We start from the raw sequence: 16,911 nt of genomic DNA, 5'->3' as shown, positions 1-16,911 counted from the left end.
AATTATTGTACGTTTATTAATTGTATCGTAAAATCTAAAACAGAGTTTGCTGGTACAGGTCCGGTAGCCTGACTTCCATAAGCAAGTTCTGATGGGATTATTAGCCGAATTTCTCCACCCTTTTGAATAAGAGGGATTCCAATTCTCCAGCCTTCTATTAGTTGTGCAAGCACAAATGTGTTTTCTACTTTCCCCCCATCATCTATTACCGTTCCATCGAGTAATTTTCCCACATATTTTATGGTGATTTTAGTTCCCGAAGGATAAGTTGAAGAGCCAGTACCAGGTTTTACAATCTGATAATATAATCCTGAAGCATGTTTAGTAGCCTGTATATTGTTTTTCTCAATGAATTCTGTGATTTGTTTTTCAGCATCCTCATCCTTTTTACAAGATGTAAATAAAACGGAAACGATTAAAAAACTGAATGCTGCGAATTTTAAAAAATTATTCTTCATTTAGTTGGAAACATCATTTAATGTAATTGTAAAATCGAGCACTGAATTAGCTGGGATAACTGATTCTGGTGCATTTCTGGCTACATCACCATAACCATAATACGAAGGAATGAAAAGTCTGATTTTACCACCTTTTTGAATATATGGTAAACCTATCTGCCAGCCAGGAATTAGATTACCCAAAATAAATGATTTTGTTACGCCTTTGGATGAATCAAATAATCCACCATTCATTACTTTGCCATCATAATCTACAGATATTGCTGTGGTGGTTTTATATTCAATATTTCCAGAGCCTGGTGCAATAATTTGGTAGAAAACACCATACTGCTCATTTTTTAAAACTGCAATATTATTGGCCTTAACATAAGCTCTAATGGCAGTTGTATCCGCTTTAAATTGTGGAATTGGATCATAGGGCGCACCAGCGTCTATTTTTTTGCAGGCTGCAAAGCATCCTGCAATGCAAACCATTATTAAAAAATGTTTTATCTTAAGCATAGTTTGCAAAAATAAGCTTTTAATGTGGTTGCGGCAATTTTTAACCAAATTTAACATTCCAGTTAAAAGTTGAAGGTTAAAAAGTTAAATGTTTAAAGTAATGTGTGTTAACAAAAAAAGGTTTAAGGTTTAGATATCTCGCACCCAAACCTTAAACCTTTTAGCCTAGACTTTTTAGCCTTTAAAAAATATACTTATTCGCATCAATTAGTTGTTGTGCAACTCGTTGACGAGCATCTTTAACATTAAATGGTTCTACTTTTGTAAATCTGCGCAAGCCTACTAACATCATACGTTGTTCATCGCCTTCGGCAAAAGCCCAAAGCGCTTCTTTACCTGCTTTTGATACACCATCAACAGCCTCAACCATATAAATTCTTAATAAATCTAATTGTCCTGAACAAGCTGCTTCGCCACGTATCGAAACTAACTTTTCTGTCCTAAGCAAAGCTGATTCTAAAACGTAAACATAACCAGCCATATCGGCAATGTTCATTAAAATTTCCTGCTCCTTACTCAAGGTCATCATTAGTTTTTGAACCGCAGCACCAGCAACCATTAAAGTTGCTTTTTTAAGGTTTGCCAAAACTTTTTTCTCCGCTGCAAATAATGTGGTGTCTTCTTCTCCAAAATCAGGAATGCTCATTAATTCAGCAGCTACAGCCGTAGCAGGCGTCATTAAATCCAGTTCCCCTTTCATGGCACGTTTCAGCATCATATCAACCGTTAGTAAACGATTAATTTCATTCGTACCTTCAAAAATTCGGTTGATTCGGGCATCTCTGTACGCTCTATCCATCGGCGCATCTGCGCTAAAGCCCATACCACCGTAAATTTGAACACCTTCATCAACGGTGTAATCCAGCGCTTCAGAACCCCAAACTTTTAAAATCGCACATTCAACTGCAAATTGCTCAACAGATTTTAACCTGGCCTTGCCCGATTCCATTCCACCAGCTACCAAAGCATCGTAAGTATCATCAATATTTTGACCCGCACGATAATTCGCTGCATCCACAGCGTAAAGTTTTGATGCCATTTCTGCAATTTTAAAGCGAATTGCACCGTATTTTGAAATTGGTCTTTCAAATTGAATACGTTCGTTTGAATAATTAATTGCTGTGCTTAAAGTTGCCTTTGAAGCGCCAATTGCCGCAGCAGATAATTTTATACGACCGATGTTTAAAATATTTACCGCGATTTTGAAACCATTTTCTCTATCGCTCAGCATATTTTCAACAGGTACTGCACAATCGTTAAAGAAAACCTGACGGGTTGAAGAACCTTTGATACCCATTTTATGTTCTTCGGGATTCATGGTAATGCCACCAAAATCTTTCTCCACAATAAAAGCGGTTAGATTTTTATCATCATCGATTTTCGCAAAAACAATAAAAATATCAGCAAAACCACCATTGGTAATCCACATTTTTTGGCCGTTGATAATATAGTGTTTTCCATCGTCACTCAATTTGGCTTTGGTTTTTCCAGAGTTTGCATCCGAACCCGAGTTCGGCTCTGTTAAGCAATAAGCCGCTTTCCATTCTCCAGAACCTAATTTAGGAATGTATTTAGCTTTTTGTTCTTCATTACCATAATATAGAATGGGTAAAGTTCCAATTCCGGTATGTGCCGAAAGTGCTACCGCAAAAGAGTGACCAGCGCCCACAACATCTGCAACCAACATTGAGGTATTGAAGTTTTTGCCAAAACCGCCATACTCTTCTGGAACAGAAACGCCAAGAATGCCTAATTCACCCGCTTTGGTTAAAAGCGTTGGCATTAATTCTGGGTCTTCCTGTTTATCAATTTTATCTAAATTAGGATAAACCTCAGCCTCTAAAAAATCGCGACAAGTTTGCGCAATCATTTGTTGCTCTTCATCAAATTCTTCAGGGATAAACACATCCTGATAAACGGTTTCTTTAATTAAGAATTCGCCGCCTTTAATTTTATTTTCCATTTAGTTAGGATTAAAGATTAAGGAGCAAAGAATAATGACATTGTTCCTTAACCTGTTGTAGTTATATAAGTGTTTTCTTAAATGTTGATATTTTCTTTTGTAACTGAATAATCTCACTTAATAATGATTCGACATTTTCAGAAGTGAGAAAACCCAAATCAACAGATAGTAATATCTGAGTTTCAAGCTCGAATAATGAACCTAAAGCAATTGACAAAAAGTGGGCAAATTCTTTATTTGAAGACCTTGAAGAGCCTTCCGCAATATTAGAAGGAACAGAAACTCCACATCGAGAAATTTGAGATATTAAACCAAATTTTTCTACCGACGGCATATTATTAATGAGCAAATATGTCGCTTTTGCAATAACCATACCCTCTCTCCAAATTTGTAGCTGTCTAAAATTATGCATTCGTTAAAGCTATTTTATCTTTGTTCCTTGCTCTTTGTTCCTTCATCCTATAAAAGCTCAAAAATCCCCGCTGCACCTTGTCCAGTACCAACACACATCGTTACCATGCCATATTTTTTGTTTTGTCTTTTCAGCTCATTCATCATTTGCACGGTTAGCTTTGCGCCAGTACAACCCAGTGGATGACCTAATGCAATTGCACCACCGTTTACGTTAATGATATCAGGATTCAAATCCAAGGTTCTGATAATTGCTAGAGATTGTGAAGCGAAAGCCTCATTCAGTTCAATTAAATCAATATCACTTTGTTTTAAACCTGCTTGTTTTAGCGCTTTTGGTATCGCCTCAATCGGACCAATACCCATAATTCTTGGCGGAACACCTGCAACACCATAACTCACCAATCTTGCAATCGGCTCCGCATTTAGTTCTTTCATTTTCTTTTCAGAAACGACTAAAACAAATGCTGCACCATCAGATGTTTGTGAGGAGTTACCAGCCGTAACACTTCCAACCGCATCAAAAACTGGTTTTAATTTCGCCAATTTCTCTAAAGTTGTGTCTGCACGCGGACCCTCATCTGTATCAACCAGGTAAGAACGCGTTTTCTTTTTCAGGTTTTCATCAAGATAATTTTCGTTTACCGTAATTGGCAGAACACCATCTTTTAAATGACCATTTTTAATGGCATGAATGGCTTTTTCATGAGATTTCAAAGCAAAAGCATCCTGGTCATCACGGTTAACATTATATTCTTTCGCAACGGCTTCAGCTGTTAAACCCATTCCCCAATACCAATCAGGGTTGTTTTTAGCCACCTCGGCATTTGGAACCAATTTCCAACCACCAAAGGGCATTCCACTCATTACTTCAACCCCACCGGCGATGATGCAATCGGCCATACCAGCTTTAATTTTCGCAACTGCAGTCGCAATGGTATCCAAGCCCGATGCGCAATAACGGTTTACCGTAACGCCTGGAACTTTGTCGGTATCTAAGCCCATCAGCGAAATCATACGGGCAATATTTAAGCCCTGCTCCGCTTCTGGCGTAGCATTACCCACCATTACATCGTCAATTTGTTCATTATCTAAATTCGGAACCGACGCCACCAAAGCCCTAACCACTTCCGCAGCCAAATCATCGGCTCTTGTAAAACGAAATACGCCACGTGGCGCCTTGCCCACTGCTGTACGATATCCTGCTATAATGTATGCTTCCATTTAATTTGGATTAAAGATTAAGGAACAAGGAATAAGGACCAAGTGCTTAATCAAATTTTGGATTAAAGATTATAGAACAAGGAATAAGGCCAAGTTCTATAATACGTTTTAGTTATATAAGTGTTTTCTTAAATGTTGATATTTTCTTTTGCAATTGTATAATCTCACTTAATAATGGTTATACCTTTTCAAACGATATAAAGCCCAAATCAATTGAGAGTAGTATTTAGCGTCTAAAGTTCAAACAACGAGCCCAAAGCAATTGATAAAAAATGAGCAAATTCTGTACTTAAAGACCTTCAAGAGACCTCTGCAATATTAGAGGAAACAGATACTGCACATCGAGAAATTTGAGTTATTAGGCCAAATTTCTCTGTTGAAGGCAAATCACCAATTAATAAGTAGATTGACTTTGCTACAGCCAACCCTTTTTCCAAATTTGTAACTGCCTAAAATTGTGCATCCTATTAGTTGTTTGTCTTTGTTCTTTGCTCCTTACTCCTTTATCCTACTAATTCCTCAACGGTTTCCCTTTTGTAATTATCGATTGAATTCGCTCTAAACTTTTTCTTTCTCCTGCCAGCGATAAAAATGCTTCTCGTTCCAAATCCAGTAAATATTGTTCGCTTACTTCTGTAGGAGATGATAAATCACCACCACACATTACGTAGCCCAATTTTTCGGAGATTTTTTTATCATGCTCAGAAATGTAATGACCCGCGTACATACTATTCGCACCTGCATAAACAATTCCTAAACCTTGTTTACCCAACACTTTAATATCTGTACGATGAACAGGTTTTGTATACCCTGCATCAGCCAACTCAATTGCTTTTGCTTTTGCATCAGCCAATAAACGATTGCGGTTCATCGAAATCGAGAATTTATCTTTTTGCAGGTAACCCAATTCATAAGCCTCATACCCAGAAGTAGAAACCTTCGCCATTCCAATGGTTAGGAAACGATCTTTTAACGCATTTTGAACAATCTGGTCGTCTTTGTACTCATCAGAAGCACGTAAAGCAAACTCTTTCGTTCCGCCACCACCAGGAATTACACCCACACCGAACTCAACCAAACCCATATAAGTTTCTGCTGATAACTGAACATGGTCGGCATGCAAACTAAATTCACAACCACCACCTAAAGTTAAATTATGCGGTGCAACCACAACTGGTATAGAAGAATAACGAATGCGCATCGAAGTATTCTGGAACATTCGGATGGCCATATTCAACTCATCCCATTCCTGCTCTACCGCCATCATGAAAATCATACCTACGTTTGCACCGGCAGAGAAATTCGCACCATCGTTACCGATTACCAAACCACGATAATCTTTTTCGGCCATATTGATGGCTTTATTGATACCCGATATTACATCGCCACCAATAGTATTCATTTTGGTATGGAACTCTACATTTAAAATGCCATCACCTAAATCGATAATCGAAACGCCAGAATTTTTCCAAAGCGTTTTATTTTCGCGGATGTTATCTAAAATGATAAAATCATCCGTTCCTGGTAATACTTTATAAGTTTTTGATGGAATATCGTAATACTTTTTAATACCGCCCTCAACTTTATAGAATGAAGTATTCCCCGCATCAAGCATTTCATGAACCCAACCTGCAGCTTTGTTTCCGTACTGCTCCATTCCTTCAATTGCTTCTTTAACACCAACGGCATCCCAAAGCTCAAAAGGACCAAGCTCCCAGCCGAAACCTGCACGCATGGCATCATCAATACGATACAATTCATCAGAAATTTCAGGAATTCTATCCGAAACATATTCAAACAAACCAAAAGAAGAATGGCGGAATAATTCACCTGCTTTATCTTTTCCTTTCGCAAAAATCTTCATGCGTTCGCGAAGATTTTCAACGGGCTTAGTCATTTCTAAGGTGGCCGATTTAACCTTTTGCTGAGGTTTGTACTCCAGTGTTTTTAAATCTAACGCCAGAATTTCTGTTTTACCATCAGCAGTTTTAGTTTTTTTATAGAAACCCTGTTTGGTTTTATCGCCCAACCATTTATTTTCCTCCATTTTTTGCACATAAGCAGGAAGTTTAAATAAATCGTGTGCTTTATCTTCAGGACAATTATCGTAAAGTCCTTTGGCAACCTTAATCATGGTATCCAAACCTACCACATCCGAAGTACGGAAAGTTGCCGATTTTGGTCTGCCCAAGGCTGGACCAGTAAATTTATCAACTTCTTCTACGGTTAAATCTAATTTTTCAACCAGATGAAGTAAAGCCATAATTGAATAAACCCCAACACGGTTGGCAATAAACGCGGGCGTATCTTTACATAAAACCGTGGTTTTACCTAAAAACTTATCGCCGTAATGCATCAGGAAATCTACAATTTCTGGCTTAGTATGTGGCGTTGGAATAATTTCCAACAATTTTAAATAACGTGGTGGGTTAAAAAAGTGTGTGCCACAGAAATGTGCTTTAAAATCATCGCTTCTACCCTCGGCCATTAAATGAATTGGAATACCTGAGGTGTTTGATGTAATTAAAGTTCCAGGTTTCCGAAATTGCTCAACTTGTTCGAAAACCTTTTTCTTGATGTCAAGATTTTCAACCACAACTTCAATCACCCAATCAAAACCTGCAATTTTCGACATATCATCATCGAAATTCCCAGTTTTAATTTTGTTTAATACCTTCTTAGAATAAACAGGCGACGGATTGGTTTTTATAGCCGTTTGCAAAGCAGTGTTTACGATTCGATTTTTTACCGCTGGTTTATCTAAAGTTAACCCCTTTGCTTGCTCTTCTGGAAGAAGTTCTTTTGGGGCAATATCTAAAAGCAAAACCTCTACACCAATATTGGCGAAATGGCAAGCAATACGCGAACCCATAATCCCTGAACCTAAAACAGCAACTTTATTAATGCTTCGTTTCATAAGTAATGTTTAATCAACAGTATATGCTACAGTTATATCATTTAGTTTTATTAATAAATTGATGAACGTTTCCTTCTCTTTTTTGGTGAAATGTTCATCTAAGTATTCGTTAAATTTCCGAACAACGCCTTTGGCCAATTGTTTCTTTTCCTTCCCAAAATCAGTTAAAAAAACCTTTACCGAGCGCTTATCTCCTACTGATGTTTCACGGTAAATAAGATTCGCATCTTCCATATTATTTAACATACGAGACAGGCTTGTAGCCTTAACGCCAAGCAAGCCTGCAAGGTTTGAAACAGCAGTCCCCTCTTCATCGTTAATGTTAATAAGCATGTAACCAATGGCCTGGGTTATCCCAAAACTTGATGCCATTTGATTGTACTTATTAAACATGTTTTGCCATGCAAACTTAACATGGTAATCAATCGTTTGCTGTTGCTTCATTTAAGTAATTTATTATGCTTGCATAACAAAGCTAATGAATGTATTTTGTTAATGCAATAGGAAAATTGAAAATATTTGTCAAAAGATGCTTATAATTGAATTAACACAAATGAAAAATACCATATGCCAGTTTTAAGAAAAATTTCTACACTTTGCTTGTTTATTTTTTTCCATAGTATTTGCGTTGCGCAGGTATCTTACTTTGGAAAACAATCTATCCCAGCGGATAAATTTGAGATATTTAAGAAGACAACAACACTCTTTACCTTACAATACAAAGATTACGCTGAATTGGAAAAATTCGATGAAGCGATAAAAAAAAGTTGGACCATTACACCTTACAAAATTATTAAACCGGAAGATTTGGCGAAGTATGATACAACGGCAAATTATTCTTTCTTTTATTTTGATGCTTACAGCGAAAAGATTGATGAAACTGCTAAAGCGAATGTTGTTTATGTTTTAAAATTGGCAACCCCTGGCAAAAAGCCAAAAGAAAAAGAAGAATCGATTTTAGCTACCGTAACGCTTTTTGCAGATACCTATACAAACTTCCAAGTTAATACAATGGATGAACAATCAGGTTCGAAACGAGCAAAAAAATCGAGATTATTAGGCGATTTATTTAACCGGGCAACGTTTTATAATTGGTCGCCAGGGATTTTGACAGGATACTTAAAGCAAATAAATGATGGCATAAACTCCAATGATGACAGGGTTTTGGAACTGGAATTTTACAACAAAGTAAGGTTACCACAACTGGCCACGCAAACGCTTTATGTTCCTGAATATATAAAACGAGCATTTAGTACAATTACAACCCCTGGTGCTGTAAGCAATTACAACGCCTCGACCATACAAGAACCCTACACATACAAATTAAAATTTGCCTTATACAATGAATTAGATAATTTGATTCTGGATAAAAGCACCCCGATTAAGTATGTTATTTACACACAGCGTGGAAACGATAAAATTATTAGTGTTTATGATAGCCGGGATCATCAGATTATCTATCAAAAATTTTCTCCGAATACCTTAAATTTCGAGATGAATGATTTAAGTAGTATTCAAAAATTGATAAAAACAATTAAATAAAAAATGCCCCTCGAAAATCGAGGGGCATTTTTTTCGCTTAAAGATTACTAGTATAAAGTAAACTCTACACGACGGTTTTTCTGACGACCAGCTGCAGTTTTGTTAGTTGCAATTGGTTGGCCCATTCCGTAACCTGTAGCTTCGATACGTGATGCATTTGCACCTTGTGAAACTAAGTATGCTTTTACAGATTCTGCTCTAGCCTTTGATAAACGCAAGTTTAATTCTTTAGAACCAGTGTTATCTGTGTGACCAGCTAATTTTAAGCTGAAGTTTTTCTGAACTAATAATCCTGCGACTCTGTTTAACGATGCGAAAGATTTAGCACGGATAGTAGATTTATTTAAATCGAATTCTAAGTTTTTAATCGCCTCATTAACAACTTTACGATCTTCATCAGTAATTACAACTTTCTCTACAACTTTTTCAGGAGTTTTTAAAGGACAACCAGAACCATCTACAACTGTACCTGAAGGTGTACCTGGGCATTTATCTAATTTATCAGCCACACCATCACCATCTGTATCTTTTAATAAATCAGCCATTTCAGAACGTAATTTAGCATTTTCAGCTTTCTGAGCATCTAAATCACCTTTTAATGCATTAGCTGTATTTTTTGCAGCAAGCGCTTCATCATAAGTAGCAGCTACCGGATTGTGGAAAGCCAATTGTTTTCCTTTACCTAAAGCAAACTCTAAACCAGCGTAAGCATAGTTGTATTTATCATTATTTCCGTTTCTGTATAATCCATCTAAGTTGTCGCCATCAACATAATTGATTGTCCAACCTAAATCGATATTAACACCATCAGAAACTTTGAATTTTGCACCAACACCTACCGGAATGATTAATTCGTTAATAGTTTTGCCACCAGCATAGGCAGATGAACCGCCTGCAGTTGTAATAGTTGGTTTGTAACCAGCTAAACCAGCACCTGCTGATGCATAAAGTTGAACGGCGTTTTCTTTTCTAAACATATCAATATTAAACATATTGAAAACTGCGTTTAAACTTGCAGAATAGTTTAATTTAGTGTCAAAAGCAGAAACAGTGCTTGTGTTTGAAAAACCACTGTCATAAGCTTCAGAGTTATCTCCTTTTAACTTGCCCATAACCCCATCTAAACGTAAAGAGAAGTAGTTAGTTAATTGTTTCTTAACGTATAATCCGTAACCAAAACTTGTTTTGTTGTTGCTAAAATCATTTCTTCCACCTAATGGAGATAATGGAGTTAAACCTCCGGCGTTAACGCCAATCGACCAGGTTCTGAAAGGAGTTGCTGTTGATGCAGTAGGCTCCTGAGCCATCGCTGCCGATCCAACTAATAATCCGGCTAATACCACCGGTAGGGATTTAAATAAATTTGATTTCATCTTATTTTAGTTTTAACGTTAGTAAGCGTTGCCCACTTATTACAATCGTCATACCAAAATGTTTAAGATGGCTAAATATTTTTTTAACTTTTTAACAATTAGTATCCTATAGCCTTATCATCTCCTCTTGGATCTGCCCCTCCCTGATAATATCCCCATTTGGTTTTAAGTATTGCGTCAATACGGCCAATGGGCCCGCGAGGCACAATTTTATAACCTTTAGTCTTTAATTTTTCAATTGTTAAACTGTCCAGAGCCTGTGGTTCTACAGACACTTCATCTGGCAACCACTGATGATGAAATTTTTTCGCTGTTACCGCAGATTGCATCGACATATCAAAATCGATAACATTAATAATTGTCTGGAAAACTGATGTTATTATGGTAGAGCCTCCAGGTGTACCAACTACCATAAAAAGTTGACCATCTTTTTCTACAATGCTTGGTGTCATGGAACTTAGCATCCTTTTATTAGGAGCAATAGCATTTGCTTCACCACCAACTAAACCATACATATTTGGTGAACCTGGCTTAACAGAGAAATCATCCATTTCATTATTTAAGAGAAAGCCTGCGCCTTTTACCACCACCATCGAACCATAAGAACCGTTAAGTGTAGTTGTTATTGATACTGCATTACCCTCTTTATCAACAATAGAAAAATGCGTAGTTTCTTCGTGTTCTTTAGCATTAACTTCGCCTGCTTTAACTTCACTACTCAAGGTTGCTCTGGACCAGTTAAAATTTGCCATCCTGTTTTTATTGTATTTAGCGCTGGTTAATTCATTTTTAGGAACATTATAAAAATCTGGGTCGCCTAAATGTGTAGCCCTATCTGCATAAACCCTTCTCTCCGCCTCAACAATCAGTTGAACTGTAGAATCTGCATTATGACCCCACTTTTTTAGTGGATAAGGTTCTACAGATTGTAACAATTGAATTAGTGCAATACCGCCGCTTGAAGTTGGTGGCATGGTTATAATTTTATATCCTCTGTAATTTCCGGTTAGTGGTTTACGCCATGCAGAATGATAATTCTTCAAATCCTCTTTTGTGATAAGGCCTTTTCCCTTTTGCATTTCTGCAACTATAAAATCGGCAACATCGCCTTCATAAAATCCTGATCTCCCTTTATCCCGAATTAATTTTAAGGTATTTGCAAGTTCCTCCTGTACCAATATATCATTTTCCTTCCAGGTGCCTTGTAAATTTACAAAAGCCGTTCCATCCGGATTAAACTTCATAAAACTTCTGTGTAGTCCATTTAGTTCACCAGATTGACGCTTAGTGATTTGAAAGCCATTTTGGGCTAAATCTATAGAAGGTTGAACAACTTGTGCCCATGTTAACTTGCCATACTTACTATGGGCTTCAATCATACCATCTACAGAACCAGGAACACCAGCTGCCAAATGGCCATACAAACTTTTGCTTACAATCGGGTTGCCAACAGAATCTAAATACATATCTCTACTCGCGGCAGCAGGCCCTTTTTCCCTAAAATCGAGTGTATTTAGCACTCCTTTTGATGAGCGATAAACCATAAAGCCTCCGCCGCCAAGGTTACCCGCATTTGGATAAACTACAGCTAAGGCAAACTGAACGGCAACCGCTGCATCTACAGCATTACCGCCTTTTTTCAAAATTTCAATACCTACTTCTGATGCTTTTGGATGCGCAGAAACCACCATCCCATTTCTATATTCATCGCTATTTCTTTTACTGAGTTGCCCGCTAACACAACCAGATAATATTGAAACGATTATAAAATATCCTGAAAGGATTACACTAAGTTGAAGCTTTAAAGTCTTCTGCATCTTTATAAATTTTTTCAATTATAGCATTATTTTTCTCAGTAATAACTTTTCTTTTCAGGCTTAATTTAGGTGTGAGCTCTCCTCCGTCGATACTCCATTCTTTTGGAAGTAGTGCAATACGTTTAATTTGCTCCCATTTACCAAAACCAACATTTGCCGCTTCTATTACTTCGTTGTATTTTGTTAAAACTTGTTCATTTTTAATAATGTCGTCATTATTGGTAAAAGATATCCCTTTACGTCCGGCCCAGGTTTTTAACGTTTCGAAATTTGGTACAACTAAAGCCGATGGAAATTTTCGATTTTCGCCTAAAACCATTATCTGCTCGATAAAAATCGACTCTTTAAATTTATTTTCGAGCATTTGCGGGGCAATGTATTTACCTCCGGCAGTTTTAAACATCTCCTTTTTCCTGTCGGTGATTCTTAAGAAACGACCATCTACCAATTCGCCAATATCACCAGTATGGAACCAACCATCTTTATCAATGGCTTCATCTGTTAAATCAGGGCGGTTATAATAACCTTTCATTACTTGGTGACCGCGGGTTAATACCTCGCCATCTTGGGCAATTTTCACTTCTACTCCATCAATAACCTCACCGACAGAGCCAAACATTGTTCCACCGAAATGATTTACCGTAATTACCGGCGAAGTTTCTGTTAAACCATAACCTTCAAATACAGGCATTCCGGCAGCCCAGAAAATTCTTGCCAATCGAGGATTTAAGGCCGCACCACCAGAAACAATTACCACAATTTCGCCGCCCAATGCCTCTTGCCATTTCTTAAATACCAATTTACGGGCGATGGACAGCTTGAAGCTATACCAAGCTCCGGCATCAATTTTATATTTTTCGGCTAGCGCAACCGACCAAAAGAAAATGCCTTTCTTAATCCCAGTTAAGGATTTACCCTTTTCCATGATTTTATCGTACACTTTTTCGAGTAAACGGGGTACAGTGGAAAATGCATTTGGTTTTACATGCTGGATATCGGCAACAATTGTTTCCATACTTTCTGCATAGTAAACATCTGTACGATTAAACAGATATAAATAAATAATCATCCGTTCGAAAATGTGGGAAAGCGGTAAAAAGCTCAAACCTTTGTTAACACCCTCCGGCATTACTACAGCAGAGTGTACAAAATTACAAACCAAATTGCTATGCGTTAGCATTACACCTTTTGGTGTTCCTGTTGTACCTGATGTGTAAATTAGGGTAAGAATATCATCAGGTTTAATCTGTTCACGATATTCATCTAAATTAATTTCAAAGCTTTTCTCACCATCTTCAGTTAGCGCTTTCCAATTCTCTGCACCCCTAACTTCATTAAAGGTGTATATTTTTATCTGGGGATTTATAGCCTCAACATTTGGCTTAACCTTTTTGTATAGATCCTCATCAGCCACAAAAATGATGGAAATTTCCGCATCCTTTAAAATGAATTGAACATCGTGATCGGCTAATGTTGGATATAAGGGAATTTGATAAGCACCAATTTGATTTGCAGCGAAATCTGCAATATTCCATTCCGGACGGTTGTGCGACATTACAGCCACTCTGCCGCCTTTTTTGATGCCAATTTTAACTAAACCGCGACTTAAATTATCTACCGCAGCACAAAATTCTTGTGTACTGAAATTTATCCACTTGCCATTTATTTTACCGCTAATAAATTCTGCCTTCGGTTTTTCAAGACTAAATTTCAATAAATCGAATACACGTGTGATTTCAGCAGCCATATGAATAGTATTTGGTTAAGTTTAAAATTTCATCTAAATGGGCAATCAATTTATTATAAATAAATCTATAATTTATTCCTATTTAGATTAAAACGAATTTGATGTACAAATTATTGGAATAAACTTAGCAATTACAAATTTACTATGCAAGCATTGTTTTTATCATTTATAATTTTTACCTAGAAAACATAAACGGCATTAAAGTTGTTAGGCAGATATTACTTTAAAAAACATTATAATTCTCTTATTATGAAAAAATTATTTTTTACTTTATTAGGATGCGCTGCATTATTTGTATTAACGACTTCTGATGTTAAAGCTCAGAATTACAAAACTGGTGTAGGTTTAGGCATCGATTTCGGGGATGGAGCAACATTAGTTGGACCATCTTTAAGACACCATTTTAGCAGACATGCTGCTCTACAAGGTGAGGTTTTATTCGGAGGAAACTCAACATTTATCCAAGCGTTTCTTCAATACAACACACCGATAAAAGGTGCTAACGGATTAGATTTTTATGCTGGCGGTGGTCCATCACTTCAGTTATATGATGGAGGTTCTAGTTTCTATTTAGTTCCGATGGCTGGATTAGATTACAAAATTAGTGGTGCACCTTTGGCTATTGCTTTAGATTGGAGACCTAGAATCTATTTAGGAGATAATGGTAGCGATTTTAGCGCTGGAAGATTTGGTTTAGGTTTCAGATATACTTTCTAAATCTAATAAAACTAAAAAAAATCCCATTAGGCAAATGTTCTAATGGGATTTTTTTTGCTCTATCAGCACTAAAATTCCTGTTTAAAATTAATTATCAAACACAAAAAAGATGCATTTTCTTCGGAGCTTCTTCGAGACTTCTTCGAAAAAAGCACCTATTTCTCGAAGAACGTTCGAAGAAGTACCCTATAAGGTGCAATAAAGCATACCAAAGAACAATAGAAAAAACAACATTATACGAAGTCGGATTTTAGTCTGAGTTGATGATAAAGGTGTATTTATAAACTCAAAAAATTAAGACCAAAAAAAAAACACCGGCAACAAAATGTACCGATGCTTTTTCTTAGATATTTGCCAGATTTAGGCAGGTGACTTTCTTACTATATCCCCATCCATTTTTTCAAAACAGCCTTCTGTGCTGCCGTTGCGTTCTCATCAATAGTTGCCTTTAAACGTACACTTGGATTTGCTTTTAAGGTTAATGAAATTTCCTTATCAATGCCATCGCGTTTAATTTTAAGCTTCAATGTATCGCCAATGTTCTTTTTTGCAACCAAAGGCAAAGATTCTAGAGAAACTGCTGGCGTACGCAATTTTATATTTGATAATGCATCACTAACAGTAACATCATCAAGCGAAATGATTACATCGTTCACATTTAAGCCTGCATCCCAAGCGGCAGAACCTCTTATTGTACTTGTAATGGCTAAACCATCATTTGTTAATTGCGCAGCTGCACCTGTAACTGGTTTATCTGGTGTAGCATTTTCTGTTGAGACGTTGACGCCTGCATAACCGAAATATTTAACATATTCAGCATCCACTACACCATTAACATATTTCTCCCAAAAATTGGTAAAGCTAATGCCTGAGATTTTCTCAACCATTGCTTTAAATTCCGCATCAGTGTAACCTCTTTTTAAAGTTTTGCATTGTAAATACATAGCTTTCATCACATCATCCAAACTTTTAGCACCTTTAGTTGCATTGATAATCTCCAAATCCATCAAAATACCAACAACTTCGCCTTTACTATAATAAGAAATTGCGCTGTTTTTTGAATTTTCATTCGGCCGGTAGCCGATAATCCATGCATCGTAACTTGATGAAGCCGCAGACTGAACTTTTGCACCCGGTGTATTTAGAACCGTTGCAGTTGCCGCAGCCAAACCATTAACAAAACCATTCGGATCTTCAAAACCAGCTCTTAAGATATATTTATTTTCATAGTATGATGTAAAACCTTCAGCAATCCATAAATTGGTTGTATAGTTCTCATTATCGTAATCAAACGGGCCTAAGGCTACAGGACGTAAACGTTTTACATTCCATAGGTGATGATATTCGTGTGCAACTAAACTTAAAAAACCTTTGTAACCGGCTGCAGTATTATATGCATTTCTGGTTGCACCTAACGTTGTTGAGTTTAAATGCTCCAAACCTCCGCCACCGCGATTAAAATTATGAACGATGAACAAATAATATTTATTTGGATTTTCTCCGTAAACGGCTGTAGCTTGCTCAACAATTTTAGCCATATCAACTTTTAACTTTTCCTTATCGTAATTTCCACCGCCATACATAGCCACTTCATGGCGAACGCCCGAAGCCATAAATTCAAATGTATCCTGGTTCCCAACTTCAATCGGGCTATCATATAACCAATCAAAATCAGGGGCAGTATAAGTAAATTTTTCGCCAGCAACTGGTGTTAAACCTGTAGAAACTTTGCTCCAGGTGTTAAATGGAATAATTTTCACAGTACTTGGCGATTTAATCATCCCATCAGGATGCATGAAAATTCCTGTTGGCGATAAAAATGCATGAGATTCATCAATAAAAGGCGTACGTACAGAAATTTCGAAAGCATAAACACGATAGTTGATTTTAATGTTGTTCGCTTTTGCCGAATAAACCCTCCAGGTATTTTTTCTAACCTTTAGCACTTTTAAGCTTTTACCAGAAGCTGATGCAGTAAATCCTTCAACACTTTTCTCAAATTCACGAACTAAGTAAGAACCAGGAGTCCAAACTGGCATTTTTACATCAACATAATCTTTTGCTATGCCCGAAATATTCATTTGAACTTCGGCATAATGTGCTTGTGGCTCTTTAAAGGAAACCTCAAAACCTATTTTTACCTGCGCCTTCGCTCCCATAACCACTAATAGTATTAAAACTAAATTTAAAATTGACTTCTTAATAAACATATTGATTTGTTTTGTCGCAAATTTATATTTT

At 36.8% G+C, this 16,911-nt stretch carries 14 protein-coding genes; 2 read left to right on the top strand and 12 right to left on the bottom strand.

Features of this window, described 5'->3' with window-relative positions; all coding sequences use genetic code 11:
• Positions 1 to 2 precede the first annotated feature (2 nt).
• From QWY86_RS00600 to QWY86_RS00570, 8 genes are all read right to left on the bottom strand, one after another.
• Positions 3 to 458 (bottom strand): FKBP-type peptidyl-prolyl cis-trans isomerase, encoded by a 456-nt coding sequence (locus QWY86_RS00600; protein WP_290237531.1) that lies wholly within the window; start codon positions 456 to 458, stop codon positions 3 to 5.
• On the bottom strand, positions 459 to 959 hold the full coding sequence (locus QWY86_RS00595; protein WP_290237529.1) for an FKBP-type peptidyl-prolyl cis-trans isomerase: 501 nt from the start codon (positions 957 to 959) through the stop codon (positions 459 to 461). It lies immediately after the preceding gene.
• 181 nt (positions 960 to 1,140) lie between these two features.
• A complete protein-coding gene (locus QWY86_RS00590; RefSeq protein WP_290237527.1) occupies positions 1,141 to 2,922 on the bottom strand; it encodes an acyl-CoA dehydrogenase FadE in 1,782 nt (593 codons plus the stop codon).
• A 61-nt stretch (positions 2,923 to 2,983) separates the two neighbouring features.
• The gene (locus QWY86_RS00585) at positions 2,984 to 3,334 is read right to left on the bottom strand and encodes a four helix bundle protein (protein ID WP_290237525.1); all 351 of its coding nucleotides are present in this window, start codon (positions 3,332 to 3,334) and stop codon (positions 2,984 to 2,986) included.
• A 47-nt stretch (positions 3,335 to 3,381) separates the two neighbouring features.
• Complete coding sequence (locus tag QWY86_RS00580) at positions 3,382 to 4,557, bottom strand: acetyl-CoA C-acyltransferase (protein ID WP_290237523.1); 1,176 nt, start codon at positions 4,555 to 4,557, stop codon at positions 3,382 to 3,384.
• Between the two features lie 299 nt (positions 4,558 to 4,856).
• Positions 4,857 to 4,982, bottom strand: a complete 126-nt coding sequence (locus QWY86_RS20040) for a four helix bundle protein (RefSeq protein ID WP_353958885.1) — start codon at positions 4,980 to 4,982, stop codon at positions 4,857 to 4,859.
• An 86-nt stretch (positions 4,983 to 5,068) separates the two neighbouring features.
• Complete coding sequence (locus QWY86_RS00575; RefSeq protein WP_290237521.1) at positions 5,069 to 7,474, bottom strand: 3-hydroxyacyl-CoA dehydrogenase/enoyl-CoA hydratase family protein; 2,406 nt, start codon at positions 7,472 to 7,474, stop codon at positions 5,069 to 5,071.
• Positions 7,475 to 7,483: 9 nt separating this feature from the next.
• Positions 7,484 to 7,918: a MarR family winged helix-turn-helix transcriptional regulator gene (locus QWY86_RS00570; protein WP_290237519.1), complete on the bottom strand. Its 435-nt coding sequence runs from the start codon at positions 7,916 to 7,918 to the stop codon at positions 7,484 to 7,486.
• Positions 7,919 to 8,041: 123 nt separating this feature from the next.
• Between QWY86_RS00570 and QWY86_RS00565 the strand changes: the two genes are divergently transcribed.
• On the top strand, positions 8,042 to 9,016 hold the full coding sequence (locus QWY86_RS00565) for a hypothetical protein (RefSeq protein ID WP_290237517.1): 975 nt from the start codon (positions 8,042 to 8,044) through the stop codon (positions 9,014 to 9,016).
• A gap of 47 nt (positions 9,017 to 9,063) precedes the next feature.
• Here the strand turns inward: QWY86_RS00565 and QWY86_RS00560 are convergent, their stop codons facing one another.
• The 3 genes from QWY86_RS00560 to QWY86_RS00550 form a co-directional block, all read right to left on the bottom strand.
• The gene (locus QWY86_RS00560) at positions 9,064 to 10,389 is read right to left on the bottom strand and encodes an OmpA family protein (protein ID WP_290237515.1); all 1,326 of its coding nucleotides are present in this window, start codon (positions 10,387 to 10,389) and stop codon (positions 9,064 to 9,066) included.
• A 98-nt stretch (positions 10,390 to 10,487) separates the two neighbouring features.
• Complete coding sequence (gene ggt / locus QWY86_RS00555; RefSeq protein WP_290237512.1) at positions 10,488 to 12,206, bottom strand: gamma-glutamyltransferase; 1,719 nt, start codon at positions 12,204 to 12,206, stop codon at positions 10,488 to 10,490.
• Positions 12,178 to 13,953, bottom strand: a complete 1,776-nt coding sequence (locus tag QWY86_RS00550; protein ID WP_290237510.1) for an AMP-dependent synthetase/ligase — start codon at positions 13,951 to 13,953, stop codon at positions 12,178 to 12,180. The genes ggt and QWY86_RS00550 overlap by 29 nt, the downstream gene beginning before the upstream one ends.
• A gap of 249 nt (positions 13,954 to 14,202) precedes the next feature.
• On the opposite strand from QWY86_RS00550, the gene QWY86_RS00545 reads away from it, so the two are divergent.
• Positions 14,203 to 14,670 (top strand): hypothetical protein, encoded by a 468-nt coding sequence (locus QWY86_RS00545; protein ID WP_290237508.1) that lies wholly within the window; start codon positions 14,203 to 14,205, stop codon positions 14,668 to 14,670.
• A 380-nt stretch (positions 14,671 to 15,050) separates the two neighbouring features.
• Here QWY86_RS00545 and QWY86_RS00540 read toward each other — a convergent pair whose 3' ends face one another.
• Positions 15,051 to 16,880, bottom strand: a complete 1,830-nt coding sequence (locus tag QWY86_RS00540; protein WP_290237506.1) for a M61 family metallopeptidase — start codon at positions 16,878 to 16,880, stop codon at positions 15,051 to 15,053.
• Positions 16,881 to 16,911 lie beyond the last annotated feature (31 nt).

The organism is Pedobacter aquatilis, from assembly GCF_030409415.1.
In the GTDB taxonomy this organism is placed as follows: Bacteria; Bacteroidota; Bacteroidia; order Sphingobacteriales; family Sphingobacteriaceae; genus Pedobacter; species Pedobacter aquatilis.
Note: the sequence above shows the minus strand (reverse complement) of the source record. Positions and strands in the feature narration are given on the sequence as shown.

What these genes read in the sequence shown, in the direction of transcription:
- QWY86_RS00590 (WP_290237527.1), bottom strand. Translation starts at nt 2,922, where the DNA reads ATGGAAAATAAAATTAAAGGCGGCGAATTCTTAATTAAAGAAACCGTT.
- QWY86_RS00585 (WP_290237525.1), bottom strand. Translation starts at nt 3,334, where the DNA reads ATGCATAATTTTAGACAGCTACAAATTTGGAGAGAGGGTATGGTTATT.
- QWY86_RS00570 (WP_290237519.1), bottom strand. Translation starts at nt 7,918, where the DNA reads ATGAAGCAACAGCAAACGATTGATTACCATGTTAAGTTTGCATGGCAA.
- QWY86_RS00595 (WP_290237529.1), bottom strand. Translation starts at nt 959, where the DNA reads ATGCTTAAGATAAAACATTTTTTAATAATGGTTTGCATTGCAGGATGC.
- QWY86_RS00560 (WP_290237515.1), bottom strand. Translation starts at nt 10,389, where the DNA reads ATGAAATCAAATTTATTTAAATCCCTACCGGTGGTATTAGCCGGATTA.
- QWY86_RS00550 (WP_290237510.1), bottom strand. Translation starts at nt 13,953, where the DNA reads ATGGCTGCTGAAATCACACGTGTATTCGATTTATTGAAATTTAGTCTT.
- QWY86_RS00580 (WP_290237523.1), bottom strand. Translation starts at nt 4,557, where the DNA reads ATGGAAGCATACATTATAGCAGGATATCGTACAGCAGTGGGCAAGGCG.
- QWY86_RS00540 (WP_290237506.1), bottom strand. Translation starts at nt 16,880, where the DNA reads ATGTTTATTAAGAAGTCAATTTTAAATTTAGTTTTAATACTATTAGTG.
- ggt (WP_290237512.1), bottom strand. Translation starts at nt 12,206, where the DNA reads ATGCAGAAGACTTTAAAGCTTCAACTTAGTGTAATCCTTTCAGGATAT.
- QWY86_RS00545 (WP_290237508.1), top strand. Translation starts at nt 14,203, where the DNA reads ATGAAAAAATTATTTTTTACTTTATTAGGATGCGCTGCATTATTTGTA.
- QWY86_RS00565 (WP_290237517.1), top strand. Translation starts at nt 8,042, where the DNA reads ATGCCAGTTTTAAGAAAAATTTCTACACTTTGCTTGTTTATTTTTTTC.
- QWY86_RS00600 (WP_290237531.1), bottom strand. Translation starts at nt 458, where the DNA reads ATGAAGAATAATTTTTTAAAATTCGCAGCATTCAGTTTTTTAATCGTT.
- QWY86_RS00575 (WP_290237521.1), bottom strand. Translation starts at nt 7,474, where the DNA reads ATGAAACGAAGCATTAATAAAGTTGCTGTTTTAGGTTCAGGGATTATG.